A 14886-nucleotide genomic window follows, 5' to 3' on the forward strand; every position below is an offset into this window, starting at 1 on the left:
GAGGATCTACGGGACGGGGTGTGTGCCCGTGCCCCGGAGGGGAACCTGATGCGCCGGGTGCTGCCTGGTGAGAGGAGCCCAAGTGACAGCGTCGGCGGCGGGCGGCCGGAACCAGGGCGGGCAGCAGGACGGGTACGAGCCGGACCCGAAGCGGTGGCGGGCCCTGTGGGTCACGCTGGTGGCCGGCTTCATGAGCCTGCTGGACGTGTCGATCGTGGCGGTCGCCCTGCCCACCATCCAGCAGGAGCTGCACGCCTCGGCGGCCGAGGTGCAGTGGGTGGTGTCCGGCTACGCCCTCTCCTTCGGCCTCGCCCTCGTCACCGCCGGCCGCCTCGGCGACGCCCTGGACCGGCGCCGCATCTTCCTGATCGCCCTCAGCGGCTTCGTGCTGTTCAGCGCGGCCTGCGGAGCGGCCCCGAACATCACGCTGCTGGTGGTGGCCCGGCTCGCCCAGGGCCTGGCGGCCGGCTTCATGGCCCCGCAGAACTCCGCGCTCATCCAGCAGATGTTCCGAGGTGCCGAGCGCGGTCGCGCCTTCGGCTTCTTCGGCGCCACCGTCGGCATCTCCTCCGGCGTCGGCCCCCTCACCGGCGGCCTGATCCTCGCACTGGCCGACGGCGCGCAGGGCTGGCGGTGGATCTTCTACGTCAACGTCCCCATCGGCATCCTCGCGATCCTCCTCGGACGCCGCCTGCTGCCCCGCACCCGGCGCTCCGGCCGGGAACACGTCGACGTGCCCGGCGTCGTGCTCCTCGGCCTCGGTGTCCTGGCCCTCATGTATCCGCTGGTGCAGGCGGAGACCGGCGGCCTCGCCCGGCTGTGGTGGATGTTCCCGGCCGGGGCCGGGCTCCTCTTCGTCTTCACCCGCTGGCAGCGCCGCCTGCTGCACCGCGGTACCCAGCCGCTGCTCGACCCGCGCCTGTTCACCACCGTGCGCGGCTACGCCGTCGGCGCCGGCGTCGGCACGCTCTACTTCATCGGCTTCAGCGGCGTCTGGCTGGTCTTCGCCCTCTTCTACCAGCACGGCCTCGGCTTCTCCCCGCTCGAATCCGGCCTCGCCGTGACGCCCTTCGCCCTCGGCTCGGCCTTCGCGGCCGCCGTCTCCGGGCGGCTGGTGGACCGGCTCGGCCGGCTGCTCACCGTGGGCGGGCTCACGGGCGTGATCCTCGGCCTGGGCGGCACCGCGCTGCTGCTGCGCTTCGCGCCCCTCGACATCGCGCCCTGGATCGCCGCCCCGGTCATGTTCCTCGGCGGCGTGGGCGGCGGGTGCGTGATCTCCCCGAACATCACCATGACGCTGCGCGAGGTGCCCGTACACATGGCGGGAGCGGCGGGCGGCGCCCTGCAGACCGGGCAGCGGCTCGGCGCCGCGGTGGGCACCGCCGTCCTGCCCGGCCTCTACTACCTGGTGCTCGGCGGCAGGAGCGACGACTACCGCGGTGCCCTCTTCCTGGCGATGGCCGCCGGGCTCGTCGGCATGGCCGCGTCCCTGGCACTCGCCGCGTACGACTGGCGGCGCGACCGGCGGACCGGCGAGCCGCACCGCGCCTGCCCGGACGACGTCGCCCACAGCCCGGTGCACGCCCGGCAGACCTGAGCGTCACCCGTTCACGAGGGCTGGGGCCGGGGCTCCTGCGGGGCGGATGCGTCGTCGTCCAGTTCGCCGCGCAGCGCGCCGAGGGCGAAGGCCGTCATGGACATCAAAATCAGCAGTGCGAGCGGCCCCCAGATCGCCGGAAGGGACCACAGCGGCCAGTCGTTGGCCGCCTGCGCCCACAGCGTCAGGACCGCCGTGCCGCCCAGGGCGACACCGTGCCACCGCACCGTCTTCGCCGCGGTCGCGTGCCGCCGCTCGCCCCGCGCGAAGAGGGGCCACAGCCCGCCCACGAGGGCCGCCAGGCCGAACGACGTGCAGGCCAGCGCACCGCCCAGGCGGTCCTCGGGCCAGCCCACCGGCCCGTCCGACGTCTGCTGTCGCCGCCCTTCGGCGTCCCGTACCTCGACGACCCGACCGTGCCAGATCACCCCGACGACCCTGTCGTCCTTCTGCATTCCGGACATCACGGGCTCGGTGCGCAGGAACGTCACCTCCCACGGCTTGCCCGACGGCAGGACCAGCTCCGCCTCCGGGGACTCGCTCCGCTCACCGCGGTTCATGGCGGCGCCCCGTACGGTGAACTCCTGCTGCCACACGCACCCGGACGCCTCGACGGGGACGGTGGCGCAGGCCGGCGCTCCGCGGTACTCCCGCTCCCGCTCCAGCGCCCCGCGGATCTGGAAGGCGGACGCAACCCCGACGCCGAGCGCGACGACCGCGAGCAGCACCCACATCACGGACCGCATGACTGTGTGCCCCGACGACCCCACCGTGCCTCATCCCCCTCCGCGCACGGAAACCCGGAGAGCATTGGAACACGGCTCAGGTGACGGCGTGGACCCGCCGGCCGTCGACGAAGGTCTCCGAGGCCCCGGGTGGCGGCGATCTCCCCGGGCGGACCCGCGAACGGGTCGCCTGGACCTCCTGCCGGAGGCCCAGGCGACCCGGGCGCGGGCCCTCGAACGGAGGCCGGCGACCCCGCGCTACACCACCTCGGCACGGCCGGGGGTGTCGTCCAGGAAGCCGCCCGACTGGTGCTGCCACAGCTTCGCGTAGGCACCCCCGTGCCCGAGCAGCTCCTGGTGGGTGCCCTGCTCGACGATCCGGCCGCGGTCGAGGACGACGAGCTGGTCCATTCCGGCGACCGTGCTCAGCCGGTGCGCCACCACCAGCGCGGTCCGCCCGTCCATGAGCCGCCACAGCGCCTCCTGGACCAGCAGTTCGCTCTCCGAGTCCAGGGCGCTGGTCGCCTCGTCGAGCAGCAGGATCGGCGCGTCCCGCAGGATCGCCCGGGCGAGGGCGACACGCTGGCGCTGCCCGCCGGACAGCTTGACGCCCCGCTCGCCGACCATGGTGTCGAAGCCGTCCGGCAACGCGTCGGCGAACTCGGTGACATGGGCCGCCTCGGCCGCCCTGCGGATCTCGGCTTCGGTGGCGTCCGGCCGGGCGAAGGCGATGTTGTCCCGCAGGGTGCGGTGGAACATCGCCGGGTCCTGGGGGACGTAGGCGATCCGGCCGCGCAGGTCGGCCTGGCGCACCCGGCTGATGTCCTGGCCCCCGACCAGGATGCGGCCGCCGTCGATGTCGGTCATCCGCAGCAGCAGCCGGGTGAGCGAGGTCTTGCCGCCGCCGGACCGGCCCACGAGACCGACCTTCGCCCCGCTCGGCACGGCCAGGTCGAGCCCCTCGAAGAGCGGCCGGCCGCCCCGGTGCGCGAAGGTCACCTTCTCGAAGCGGACGTCGGCCGCCCGGGTCCGCAGCGGCTCCGGTGCCGGCGGGTCGAGCACCGTCGGCGGCGTCAGGAGCAGTTCGGTGAACTGAGCGGCCTCCGTCATCGAGCTCTCCAGCCGGCGGTATATCTGGTTGAACTCGAACATGATCCGGGTCGCGTTGTTGTAGTAGGCGAAGGCCACCACGACGGCCTCCACGCCGTGCGCGCCGCCGCCCAGTGTCACCGCGAGCAGCAGGCCCATCGCGTTGGTGAGGACGGACATCGGTGCGACCAGCGTGTCGATGCGCAGGTTGCCGTAGTCCCACGACCGCATGGTGAGCCGGCGGGACATCGCCACCCGGGACCGGTGTTCGGCGGCCTCGCGTTCTTCCGCGGCGAACGCCCGCACGGTGTCCATGTTCATCAGGCTGTCGGCGACGTGGCCCGACACCCGGGCGATCGCCTCCTCACGCCGGTCGACGAGCGCCTGCCGGCGCCGGATGAGCGGCACGACCAGCACCGCCGTCAGGGCGATCATCGCCAGGAGGCCGACGACGAGCAGCGGTTCGTAGCGCCACAGCACCACCGCGCCGAACGCCAGTGGCACGAAGCTCCCCACGATCTGGAACGTCAGTGTGTCGACGAACTGCTCGAACCGGGAGGCGAAGCTGAGAACCCGCTTGGTCAGCGAGCCGGCGAAGTTGTCGTGGAAGAACGCGGCGTCCTTGGCGAACAGTTCGTCCATGCCGACCACGTAGAGGTGCTCGATGCCCAGGGCGTCGAGACGGTTGAGGCAGTGCACGGCTGCGCGCCACAGCGCCTCCGCGGTCAGCAGGACGCCGGCGAAGGCCAGTACGTACGGCAGCGTCGAGCCGGTGGTGACGTCCTCGTTCCCGGCGATGTCGGCGACGAGTTTGGCGACGATCAGCGGCGCCACGTAGTTGATTCCGATGTTGCCCAGCGCCGAGAACAGCATCGTGGGTGCCGCCCACCGGCGGAGCCGGGACAACTCCCGACCGTAGTGACGAAGTGCGAGAAGAACCGAGCGCCTGCCCGGTAAGACCCTGTGTGTTTCCGGCGTTTCCATCCCACCCCTGTGTCGTTTCGCGGCCGCCCGCCGCGCCGCGTCGTGCGCGCGGGGGCCGGCACCGCAACGGATGCGTGAGGTTTCGGGTCGAGTCCGGAAGTGTCCCGCGATACCGGCCGCGGAGTCCAAGCGTTTTCCGGCCGGGCGGTGGTGTGCGGGGAGCGCCAAGGGGCACGGCGGGCGGACCGGGGGAGCGGTCGCCGCCCCGGGGCGTTCCGTGCGGTTCAGGACGCGGCGCTGGAGTCCGGGCGAAGCGTGAAGACCCGGTCGAGACCGACGAGGGTGAGGACGCGCATGAGGTTCGCCGGTACGGCGGCCAGGACGACGTCGGCTCCGGCGGCCGGCGGGCGGCCGCGGGGCCCGGGGAGGAGGGGACGGCGGCAACGCCGAGCGCCCGCAGAGCGGTGTCGCGTCCAGACCGTCGCCACAGCTTGTTCCTGCGGCGGACGCCCATGGCCACCATGCTCCCGCCTGGGGCGGAGCACTCCAGGGGGCCCGCGGGCAACGCGTTCGCCGCCGCGGAGTCAGCCCAGGTACAGCGGCACCGTCGAGTCCGGTGTGCCGAGTTCGGCCTGCTCCGCCTCGGTCGGCGCCCGCCGCCCGGTGCCGACGAGCAGTGCGTCCACGTCGTGGAAGGACTTCGGGAACGGGCTCCCCGCGATCCGCTCCAGCATCTCCCGGGAGCGGGCGAGCCCCTCCGCGGGCGGCTGCCCGGCATCCGGGAGGTGGGCTGTCAGGTCGAGGTGGTGCAGCGTCCACTCCAGGACGTACGTGGCGAGGAAGTCGCCCACGGTGAGGATCTCGTCACGGGTGCCGACCCGGCCGTCCGGATCGGCGAGCAGGGCCGCGCGCCCGGCGGCGGAACCGACGTCGTCCAGTTGGAACTTCAGCAGCTGCGGATCCTCGTAGGCGGCGGCCAGCCGGACGGTCAGCGCGTCGAGCGGATCGTCACCGGTGGGCGGGGTGTCGGAGATGTGCCAGTACGTCAGCGCGTCACGGGTCGGTTCCCGGTCGGACGGGGTGGCCAGGGTGATCAGGACGTCCTGGGCGTCGACGATCAGATGGCACACCAGGTCCCGCACCAGCCAGCCCGTACAGCCGGATGGCCGCCCGAAGTCCTCGTCGGAGAGACCGGCCACCGCCGCTCGCAACGCCGTCCAGGTCCGTGAGAAGAGATCCACCCCGGCAAGGTAGTGCGGTGCGGTGAGCGTGGACAAGCGCATGTGCGGGCATCCGGAGGTATGCCGGGAGTGTCGCGAGCGTTGATGCGCGCGACTCCCACCGGCCACGTCGAGTGATCCCGCAGTCGCGGCCCGGCACATGGCTTGCGATCCGAAGAGGGGTGAGCATGAGCGTCCTGCAGAATCCCGGAGCACCTCCCTCGGCCGACAGGGGCGCGGAGCCGCTGGTGTCGCCGGTCTGTTCGCACACCGAGTGGGATCCGCTGGAGGAGATCATCGTCGGCCGTCTGGAGGGCGCGACGATCCCCTCCGACCACGCGGTGGTGACCTGCAACGTGCCACCGTGGGCCGGGCGGTTGCAGGGGCTCGCGGCCGGTTTCCGGTACCCGCGGCTGCTCGTCGAGCAGGCGCAGCAGGAGATCGACGCCTTCGTCGCCCTGTTGGAGTCCCTCGGCGTCACGGTCAGGCGACCTGAGGCGGTCGACCACCGGCGCCGCTTCGGCACTCCCGACTGGACCTCGCGCGGCTTCTGCAACACCTGCCCGCGCGACAGCATGCTCGTCATCGGCGACGAGATCATCGAGACACCGATGGCGTGGCCGTGCCGGTACTTCGAGACGCACTCCTACCGCCCCGTCCTCAAGGACTACTTCCGGCGCGGCGCGCGCTGGACGGCGGCACCCAGGCCACAGCTCACCGACGAGTTGTTCGACCAGCACTTCCGTGTCCCGGGGCCGGGCGAGCCCATGCGGTACATCCTCACCGAGTTCGAACCCGTCTTCGACGCGGCGGACTTCGTCCGGGCCGGACGGGACCTGTTCGTCACCCGCAGTAACGTCACCAACGCGATGGGCATCGACTGGCTGCGCCGACACCTCGGCCCGGAGTACCGCATCCACGAGATCGAGAGCCGGTGCCGCACACCCATGCACATCGACACCACCTTCGTCCTGCTCGCGCCGGGGAAGGTGCTGATCAACCCCGAGTACATCGACGCCGACCGCCTGCCGGACGTCCTCAGCTCCTGGGACGTCCTGGTCGCTCCCGAACCCGACCCGATCGACGAGCGGCTGCTCAAGCTCACCTCGATGTGCGGCAAGTGGCTCAGCATGAACGTGCTCATGCTCGACGAGAAGCAGGTGATCGCGGAGCGGCACCACACCGGGATGCTGCGCGCGCTGGAGAGGTGGGGCTTCGAGCCGATCCCGTGCGACCTGCTGCACTACGCCCCCTTCGGCGGCTCGTTCCACTGCGCGACCCTCGACGTCCGGCGCCGCGGTCCGCTCCAGTCCTACGTCGACTGACCGTGCCGTCCCCCTCCGCTGAGACAGGGAGGGGTGACCACCCTCATCCTCCGGACGTCCCGAGCCGTTCGCCCACGAGAGCGGCGAGTTCCTCCGGCGTGCGCGGTCCCGGCTCGCTCTCCGCCAACCACCCCCGCGCGCGCAGGAGTTCCGCCGCCGCGGCGCCCCAGGGCAGGCGCAGCCCCGCCTCACCGAGGAGATCCGGGCGGGCCAGTGCCGTGGCCGCCGGTCCGGTGCGCACGCCGGACGGGGTGAGGAGCGCGGCGTCGTCGGCCCAGCGCAGGGCGAGGTCGACGTCATGGGTGGCCATCACCACCGTGGTGCCGGCGGCACGGAGTCCGTCGAGGGTGCTCAGGAGCCGCTCCTGGCCGTCGGGGTCGAGTCCGGCCGTCGGCTCGTCCAGGACGAGCACGCGCGGCCGCATGGCGACCGCGCCCGCGATGGCGGTGCGCTTGCGCTGGCCGTAGGAGAGCAGATGGGTGGGCCGGTCGGCCAGCGCGGTGATGTCCAGCGCGGCGAGCGCCTCCGTCACCCGCGCCCGCACCTGAGTGCCGTCCAGGCCGAGGTTCAGCGGCCCGAACGACACGTCCTGCTCGACGGACGCCGCGAACAGCTGGTCGTCCGGGTCCTGCACCACCAGCTGCACGGTGGTCCGCAGCCGGGTCAGACCCCGGCGGTCGTACGCCACCGGCCGCCCCTCGACCGTCAGCCGGCCCTCGTGCGGCCGCAGTCCGCCGGAGAGCAGCCGCATCAGCGTGGTCTTGCCACTGCCGTTGCGGCCGAGCAGCGCGAGCGCGCGGCCCTCGTGTATCTCGAAGTCGAGCCCGCTGAGCACGGTGGGGCCGTCCTCGTAGGCGTAGGAGGCGCCCCGCAGGGCGACGAGGGCCGGCTCGCTCATGTCAGCGGCCTTTCCAGTACGAAGGTGAGGGCGGCCAGCGTCGCTAGGAGCGCGCAACTGGCGGCCGTGAAGCGGACGGAGACCCGCGCCTCCGGCACCAGGACGCGCAGGGTGCCGTCATAGCCGCGCCCGGCGAGTCCGGCCTGGAGACGGGCGGCACGGTCGAAGGCCCGGACGAACGCGGTGGCGCCGAGCCCGGCCAGGGAACGCCACTCAGCGGCCCGGCTGGTGTGACCGAGCCGGGCCGCCTGGGCCTCCCGGATGCGGCGCACGGAGTCCAGCAGCAGGAAGCTCATCCGGTACGTCACCAGCGCCACGTCGACGACCGGCGCGGGGATCCCCGCCCGGACCAGGCGGGGCAGCAGGTCGGACATGGGTGTGGTGAAGGCGAACAGCAGCACGCCCAGCGAGGCCGCCGAGGTCCGCAGCAGCAACTCCCCGGCCCGCACCGGCCCGTCCCCGGCGAGGGAGACGAACCCCCCGGGCCCGCCCACCCGGACGAGCAGCGTGAGCGCGCCGGTCGCGCAGAAGCCCAGCGGCACCCGGTAGGCCCGCCACAGCCGCCGCCCGGGCACACCGGCCGGCCCCAGCAGCACCGCCAGGGCGGTCAGGAGTACCAGGGCCGCACCCGGCCAGGGCGGCAGGGAGATCGCGAGCACGGTGAGGCCGAGCCCGAGCACGGCCTTGTCCACGGGATGACGGCGGCGCCAGCGGCTGCTGTGCGCCGCCGCGTCGATCGGCAGCACCGGGCTCAGTCCCGTTCCGCCGCGGACTTCCCTGCGGCGCCGGCGGGTGCGCTGCCGGCCTGCCGTTCCGGCGCCCGCCGTTCGCCTTCCCGGTCCAGCGCCCGCTGCTCGCCCTGCCGGCGGCACCGGCGCAGGCCGAAGTAGTAGGCGAGGACTCCGGCGCCGAGGGCCGCCTGGAGGGAGAACAGCGCCGACTCGATCTCGCCGGACGGTGGCTCGTACAGCGGCGAGAACCACGGCTCGTAGTCCGGCTTCAGCTCGGTGATCGCCGTCTCGGCCTCGGCGTCGGCGCCCGTGAACGGCTCCTTCTTGTGGTCACCGAGGCCCAGCGCCAGGGGCAGCACGGCCAGCGCGGCCACCGCGAACAGCAGCACCAGGTTGATCTTCGTGTTCCTGCTCATCGGGACACCGCCTCGCTCTCGGTCCGGGACTGCTTCCTGGAGAGGAGCACGCCCAGCCGGGTCAGTTCGCCCTTGCTGGACTGCACCAGCAGCCGCATCACGAGCACGGTCAGCAGACCCTCACTCACCGCGAGCGGGATCTGGGTGACGGCGAAGATGGAACCGAACTTGGCGAGCGCGCCCAGGAATCCGCTGCCCGGGTCGGGGAAGGCGAGCGCCAGCTGCACGCTGGTGACGCAGTAGGTGGAGAGGTCGGCGACGAAAGCGCCGGAGAACACCGCGACCATCAGCGGCGCGTTGGAGCGCCGCAGCAGCGCGTAGACGGCGTATCCGGCCCAGGGCCCGACGATCGCCATGGAGAAGACGTTGGCGCCGAGCGTGGTCAGGCCGCCGTGCGCGAGCAGCAGCGCCTGGAAGAGCAGGGTGATGGTGCCCAGTACCGCCATGATGGGCGGCCGGAACAGGATGGCTCCGAGGCCCGTGCCGGTGGGGTGCGAGCAACTGCCGGTGACGGACGGCAGCTTCAGGGCGGACAGGACGAACGTGAAGGCGCCGGACGCCCCGAGGAGCAGGGTGCTCTCGGGGTGCTCGCGCACTTCACGGGTGAGCGACCGGACTCCGTGGACGACGAACGGCGCCGACGCGGCGCCCCAGGCGACCGCGTGCGCCGGAGGAAGGAAACCCTCGGCTATGTGCATGGCTCAGCAGACCCTCTCCAGCACCTCGTGGATGGTTGACGCGCCTTGGCCGGTCTCCTGGCTGACGGGTACCACCGCCCGTACTCCGCCTTCCCGGGCCGCAAGGACCCAGTGGCTGCCCGTTCAGGGGCTGGAGCCGGACTTCCCGATTCACAGTGGCGAGGGCCGCACCGGCATCACACCGGATTTCCCGTTCACCAAGGCCTGGTGACAATAAGGCCGGGGTAAGGGCGATGACAAGCCGCCCAAGGGGCGCGCGAGGGGGCGCCCGCTCGCACACCGGCGCATCCCCCGGCTGATCCACGTGCTCCGGGCCTCAGGTGCAAGGACCTTCGGGGCCCGCGGTCAGTCGTCACCCCCGTCGTCGCCCCCGTCGCCGCCGTCGTCGCCCTGACCGTCCTCCCCGGCCTGGACCGGCTTCTCCGGCTGCGGCTGCTCCGGTCCGGGGTCGCCCGTCCCCTGCTCCGGAGTCGCGGCGCCGGTCGCCGGTGGGGGAGGGGTGGGGGAGGCGGGCGGCGTGGACGGGGTGACCTCGGCCACGGTGCCGCTGGTCGGTGTGGTGGCGATCTGCCGGCCGGCCTCCGGGTCGGAGGTGACGGGCGGGGCGGAGTCGCCGGACGGGGTGGCCGCAGGGTTGCTCGTGGTCGGGGACGCGTCGGGTTCCGTGCCCTCGGCGGTCGTGTCGGGCGAGAACCAGCGCATGCCGAGGAGCATCGCGGCGAGGAACAGCGCCGCTGCGGCGGCCGTCGCGGCCACTCTCGACCTGCTGCCGAGCCCGCCGCGCCCGCGGGAGCGGCCCGAACGCCCCGCCTGGGCCGCCCGGGCCGCGGTGCGGTGCCCCGTGGTCGCCGGCAGCGCGTACGTGGTCGGGTGGCTGGTCTCGGCGGCAGCGTACGGGGCGGGCCCGGCGTGCGCCGGCGCGGACGAGGGGTTCGGCCGCAGCGGCGGTGAGACCTCCGGCAGCGGCTCGGGCAGACCCCGCCAGGCGCCCCCGGCGAACCACTCGGCGGCCTGCTCCGCGGTGGGCCGGTCCTCGGGCTGCTTGGCGAGCAGTCCGAGGAGGTAGTTCTCGAACGCCGGGGGAAGGCCGGCGACGCCGAGCTCGCGGGGCGGCACGGGTGCCGAGTCGAGATGCTGGTGCAGCAGGGCGACGGCGGTGTCGGCCTGGAACGGCGGGCGGCCGCTGAGGAGCTGGTAGAGCACGCAGCCCAGGGAGTACATGTCGGAGGCGGGCCCCGCGGGCTTTCCCAGGGCCCGTTCGGGCGCGAGGTAGAGGCCGGTGCCGATGATCTGGCCGGTGGCGGTGAGCGCGGCGCCGGGATCGTCGAGGAAGCGCGCGATGCCGAAGTCGCCGATCTTCAGCGTGCCGTGGGCGTCCAGCAGCAGGTTGGCGGGTTTGACGTCCCGGTGCACGATGCCCTGCCCGTGCGCGGCGGCGAGCCCCGCGGACGCCTGCGCGGCGAGACGGGCCACCTGCTCGGCGGGCAGCCTGCCGGAGTTGGACAGCACCCCGGCGAGGCTGTCGCCCTCGACCAGCTCCATCACCAGGTACAGCCGGTTGTCGTACTCGCCGAAGTCCAGGACGCCGACCACGTTGGGGTGGTTGAGACGCCCGGCGGTCTGCGCCTCCAGACGGAACCGGGAGGTCGCCGTGGCGTCGGTGTCCTGGGGCAGCAGCAGCTTGAGGGCCACCGCTCTGGCGAGCGTCTCGTCGTACGCACGCCAGACCTCTCCCATTCCACCGCGCCCGATCTCAACATCCAGCCGGTAGCGGCCAGCTAGCAGCACTCGTCCTCGTCTCATGCGTGTGGGAAGGTCGTTGCCGCAGGCCGAACTCCCCGCTTTCGAACGGGGGTTGGTGGGGGGTTCCGCAGCCGACTAAGGATACTGGCGTGGCGTGGCCGCCGATCGCCGCAACGGTGTCCTCGAAGGGTGCGGTCTCGGAAATCCCGGAGCGAGGAGGTCGCCCGCCGGAGTGAAGGTCCCGCGCGCCCCGTTGCCGTGGGCGCCGGCGCCGCCTCAAGCCGCCGCGCCCGCTCCCTTCTCCCGGCGCGGCAGCACCACCACCGCCAGGGCCGGTACGGCCGCGAGGACCAGCCACGGCACGGCGGCCGGCAGTCCCAGGTCGAGCAGGAAGCCGGTGGCGGCGCTGCCGGCCAGGACGATCAGCCCGGAGACGGACGACAGCGCACCCATGTAGAGCCCGAGCCGGCCCTCCTCGGCGAGGTCGGGCACCCAGGCGCGGGCGGCGGGCACGACCAGCATCTGCCCCACGGTGAGCAAGATCACGAAACCGGCGGCCGGCAGCAGCCCGGAGGTGCCCGTCCAGCCGGCCGGGCGGGCCGCGGCCACCACCACGAATCCGGACGCGATCAGCAGCAGCCCCGCGCTCATGGAGCGGCGCAGGTCGAGCCGGTCGCCCGCCCAGCGGGTCACCGGCAGCTGGGTGAACACCACCAGCACCGAGGACAGCGCGAAGAGCCAGGACAACGGCGCCTGGGAGCCCGCCGCGCGCTGCACCTCGTCCGGCAGGGCGAGGTACAGCTGGTTGTAGGCGAGCAGATAGGTGCCGTAGGCGCAGCACAGGGCGAGGAAGCGGCGGTTGCGCAGCAGGACGCGGGCCCCGCCCCGCTCCCGGACGCGGACCCGGCCGGGGATGTGCTGCGGCATCAGCCACAGGTGCCCGGCGAGGACGAGCACGAAGACCGCGGCACCGGCGAGGCACGCGGTGCGGAAGCCGACGGCGAGCAGCAGCGCGCCGAGCAGCGGCCCGACGAACGCCCCGGCCTGGCCCGCCACGCTGAACAGGGCGAGGACACGGGTGCGCGGGCCGCGCCCGTCCTCCTCCCAGGTCACCGCCTGGCGGGCCACCTCGGACTCCACGGCCGGGGAGAACAGCGCGGCCGCGAAACCGATCACCAGCACCGCCCCGATCACCGTCCAACTCGCCTCCGCGTAGCCGAGCCACGCGAACCCGGCGATCCGCAGCACGCAGCCCGCCAGTACGACGGGCCGCACCCCGAACCGGTCGACGAGCCAGCCGCCGACCACGAACAGCCCCTGCTGGCTGAAGGTGCGCAGCCCGAGCACGAAGCCGACCAGCCACCCCGCCATGCCGATCGCGGTGCCGAGGTGCTCGGCGAGGAACGGCAGGACGGCGTAGAAGCCGATGTTGAAGGCGAGTTGGGTGAGGATCAGCAGCCGCAGCAGCGGCGACAGTTCCTTGCAGAGCCGCCAGGTGCTCTCACGCGGGCCCTTGGGCGGGGCGGCGTCGGACGTTCGGGCGGTCCGGCGGGACAGCACACGGGAGAGGAGGTCGGTCATCGTTCTTCCGTCGGTGGGGCGGACACGGAGGTCAGGCGGGCAACGGTGCGTTCCGGCCGCCGCGGCGGGGCCGGCACGGGCGTTCCGGCAGGCGTTCCGGCCGGGCCGGCGGGCCGCGTGCGCCGTCGGGGCAGCCGTACGCCGCCGGCGGCCGTCACCGCGAGCGCCCCGAGCAGGGCGAGTACGGCGGCGGGGAAGAGGACGGCCCACGGGGCACGCTCGGCGTACGGCTGGTTCTCGGAGAGCAGCAGGCCCCAGTCGGGGGACGGCGGCTGGGCGCCCAGGCCGAGGAAGCCGAGCGCGGCCAGGCTCAGCGCGATGCCCGGGAGCCGGAGCAGGGCGTGCCGGGCGACCGGGGGCGCGACGGCGGGCAGCAGTTCGTGCACGAGCAGGTGCAGGCGGCCGGCCCCCAGCGCCCTGGTGGCCGCCAGGTGGGCGGTGGCGCGTTCCTGGCGCAGCAGGGAGGAGGTGTGCGCGGCCAGCGGGGACCAGGCCACGACGGCCACGGCGAACGCGGGTGTCCAGGGGCCGCTGCCCATGACGCCGGTGACGAGGAGTCCGGCCAGTACGGGCGGTACGGCGCTGAGCGTGTCGACCAGCGGCCCGGACAACCTCGGGAGCAGCCCCAGCAGCAGCCCGGTGACGAGGGCGGCGGCGCTGACCGCGAGGGCGGTGCCGAGGGTGGTCAGCGCGCCGTGGGAGATCCGGGCGAGGACGTCGCGGCCGAGCGCGTCGGTGCCGAAGGGGTGCTGCGGCGAAGGGGCTTGCAGCCGGGCGAGGGTGTCCAGGGCGATCGGGTCGCGGGGCAGCCCGGCCCCGACGACGGCGGCCAGCAGCCCCGCGTAGAGCAGGGGGAGCGTGCGGGGCGCGGGCGGCCGGGGCCGGTGCAGGGACTGCAGGGCGCCGTCGCGCAGCGCCGGGCCGACCAGCAGCCGGGCGGCGAGCCGGGCGAGGACGCCCGCGGAGGCCGCGAGCAGGACGAGGGCGAGGGTGCCGGTCTGCAGGACGGGCAGGTCCTGGGAGAGTGCGGCGTGCAGGGTGAGCCGGCCGATGCCCGGGATGTCGAAGACCTGCTCGACGGCGACCGAGCCGCCGGTCAGTCCGACCACGAACAGCGCCACATTGGGCAGCAGTCCGGGCACGCAGCGGCGCACCGCCTGCCGCGCCACCGACGTCGGCGGGACACCGCGTGCCGCGGCCGCCATGGCCCAGGGCTCCCCGAACGCCCCGGGCAGCAGGTCGTCGAGCAGCCGCCCCAGGACCGCTCCGGCGGGCAGGCCGATGGCGAGCGAGGGCAGCACCATCCACTGCGGCCCGTACCAGCCCAGGGCCGGCAGCCATCCCAGCTGCACACCGATCACCGACACCAGCACCGAGGCGACGAGGAACTCGGGCAGCGCGGCCAGCACGGCCGTCGCCGTCCCGCCGGGACGACGGTCGGCGAGCCGGCCCCGCGCGCCCAGCCGGAGCGTAGGGGCGCAGACGGCGGCCGCCGTCGCCGCGGCGACCGCCAGGGCCCCGGCCATCAGCAGCAGCGACACGCCGAGGGCCAGTCCGAAGCCCGGCAGCACCTGGCTGCCGGACACCCAGGACGTGCCGGCGCTCCCGTGCAGCAGCCCGCCCAGCCAGCGGCCGAGCAGTGTCAGCGGGCCGTCGTCGAGGCCCAGTTGGTCCCGGACGGCACGCAGGGTCTCGGGATCGGGGTCGCGGTCCGCCGACCGCGCGCGGAGCACGGTCAGCGCGGGGTCGGTGCGCGACAGCCACGGCAGCAGGCCGATCCCGCACACCAGGCAGGCCACGAGCAGGGTCCGCCACATCAGTGCCGGGGCGCCGCTGCGCGCGAGCGCGCGCACGGCGGCGGCCGCACCGTTCGTCGAGGGTGTCTTCGAGCTGTTCAGGGCCGGGGCCCCGTACGGGTGAGGGTGCGTGCCGTGCCGAC

General features: G+C 73.7%; 13 protein-coding genes and 1 riboswitch. Of the genes, 2 read left to right on the forward strand and 11 right to left on the reverse strand.

The genetic code is table 11. The annotated features are described in order from the left end of the window. The first annotated feature begins 82 nt into the window (after positions 1-82). The gene (locus ACFY9S_RS28395; RefSeq protein WP_391133499.1) at positions 83-1597 is read left to right on the forward strand and encodes an MFS transporter; all 1515 of its coding nucleotides are present in this window, start codon (positions 83-85) and stop codon (positions 1595-1597) included. 11 nt (positions 1598-1608) lie between these two features. On the opposite strand, the gene ACFY9S_RS28400 is transcribed toward ACFY9S_RS28395, so the two are convergent. The 4 genes from ACFY9S_RS28400 to ACFY9S_RS28415 form a co-directional block, all read right to left on the reverse strand. Next, positions 1609-2343, reverse strand: coding sequence for a hypothetical protein (locus tag ACFY9S_RS28400; protein ID WP_391133502.1), 735 nt, complete (start codon positions 2341-2343; stop codon positions 1609-1611). Positions 2344-2580: 237 nt separating this feature from the next. Continuing rightward, on the reverse strand, positions 2581-4395 hold the full coding sequence (locus tag ACFY9S_RS28405) for an ATP-binding cassette domain-containing protein (RefSeq protein ID WP_391133505.1): 1815 nt from the start codon (positions 4393-4395) through the stop codon (positions 2581-2583). Positions 4396-4619: 224 nt separating this feature from the next. After that, positions 4620-4823: a hypothetical protein gene (locus ACFY9S_RS28410; protein WP_391133508.1), complete on the reverse strand. Its 204-nt coding sequence runs from the start codon at positions 4821-4823 to the stop codon at positions 4620-4622. Between the two features lie 96 nt (positions 4824-4919). Then, a complete protein-coding gene (locus ACFY9S_RS28415) occupies positions 4920-5576 on the reverse strand; it encodes a maleylpyruvate isomerase N-terminal domain-containing protein (RefSeq protein ID WP_391133876.1) in 657 nt (218 codons plus the stop codon). A gap of 167 nt (positions 5577-5743) precedes the next feature. On the opposite strand from ACFY9S_RS28415, the gene ACFY9S_RS28420 reads away from it, so the two are divergent. Continuing rightward, positions 5744-6880 carry an amidinotransferase gene (locus tag ACFY9S_RS28420; RefSeq protein ID WP_391133511.1) on the forward strand — a complete coding sequence of 379 codons (1137 nt, stop codon included), beginning with the start codon at positions 5744-5746 and terminating at the stop codon, positions 6878-6880. A gap of 43 nt (positions 6881-6923) precedes the next feature. On the opposite strand, the gene ACFY9S_RS28425 is transcribed toward ACFY9S_RS28420, so the two are convergent. The 7 genes from ACFY9S_RS28425 to ACFY9S_RS28455 form a co-directional block, all read right to left on the reverse strand. After that, complete coding sequence (locus ACFY9S_RS28425; protein WP_391133514.1) at positions 6924-7778, reverse strand: ATP-binding cassette domain-containing protein; 855 nt, start codon at positions 7776-7778, stop codon at positions 6924-6926. Next, on the reverse strand, positions 7775-8524 hold the full coding sequence (gene cbiQ, locus ACFY9S_RS28430) for a cobalt ECF transporter T component CbiQ (protein WP_391133517.1): 750 nt from the start codon (positions 8522-8524) through the stop codon (positions 7775-7777). Before cbiQ ends, ACFY9S_RS28425 begins: the two co-directional genes overlap by 4 nt. A 5-nt stretch (positions 8525-8529) precedes the next feature. Beyond that, entirely contained in the window at positions 8530-8925 is a 396-nt protein-coding gene (locus ACFY9S_RS28435; RefSeq protein WP_391133520.1) for an energy-coupling factor ABC transporter substrate-binding protein, read from the reverse strand. Next, complete coding sequence (locus ACFY9S_RS28440; protein ID WP_391133523.1) at positions 8922-9623, reverse strand: energy-coupling factor ABC transporter permease; 702 nt, start codon at positions 9621-9623, stop codon at positions 8922-8924. The genes ACFY9S_RS28435 and ACFY9S_RS28440 overlap by 4 nt, the downstream gene beginning before the upstream one ends. A 29-nt stretch (positions 9624-9652) precedes the next feature. Continuing rightward, positions 9653-9840: riboswitch (cobalamin riboswitch) on the reverse strand. 128 nt (positions 9841-9968) lie between these two features. Beyond that, a complete protein-coding gene (locus ACFY9S_RS28445; RefSeq protein ID WP_391133526.1) occupies positions 9969-11360 on the reverse strand; it encodes a protein kinase in 1392 nt (463 codons plus the stop codon). A gap of 282 nt (positions 11361-11642) precedes the next feature. Beyond that, positions 11643-12947, reverse strand: a complete 1305-nt coding sequence (locus ACFY9S_RS28450) for an MFS transporter (RefSeq protein ID WP_391133529.1) — start codon at positions 12945-12947, stop codon at positions 11643-11645. Further along, a complete protein-coding gene (locus ACFY9S_RS28455) occupies positions 12944-14764 on the reverse strand; it encodes an ABC transporter permease subunit (protein WP_391133879.1) in 1821 nt (606 codons plus the stop codon). Before ACFY9S_RS28455 ends, ACFY9S_RS28450 begins: the two co-directional genes overlap by 4 nt. Positions 14765-14886 lie beyond the last annotated feature (122 nt).

The organism is Streptomyces sp. NPDC012474 (assembly GCF_042955185.1).
Taxonomy (GTDB): Bacteria; Actinomycetota; Actinomycetes; order Streptomycetales; family Streptomycetaceae; genus Streptomyces; species Streptomyces cahuitamycinicus.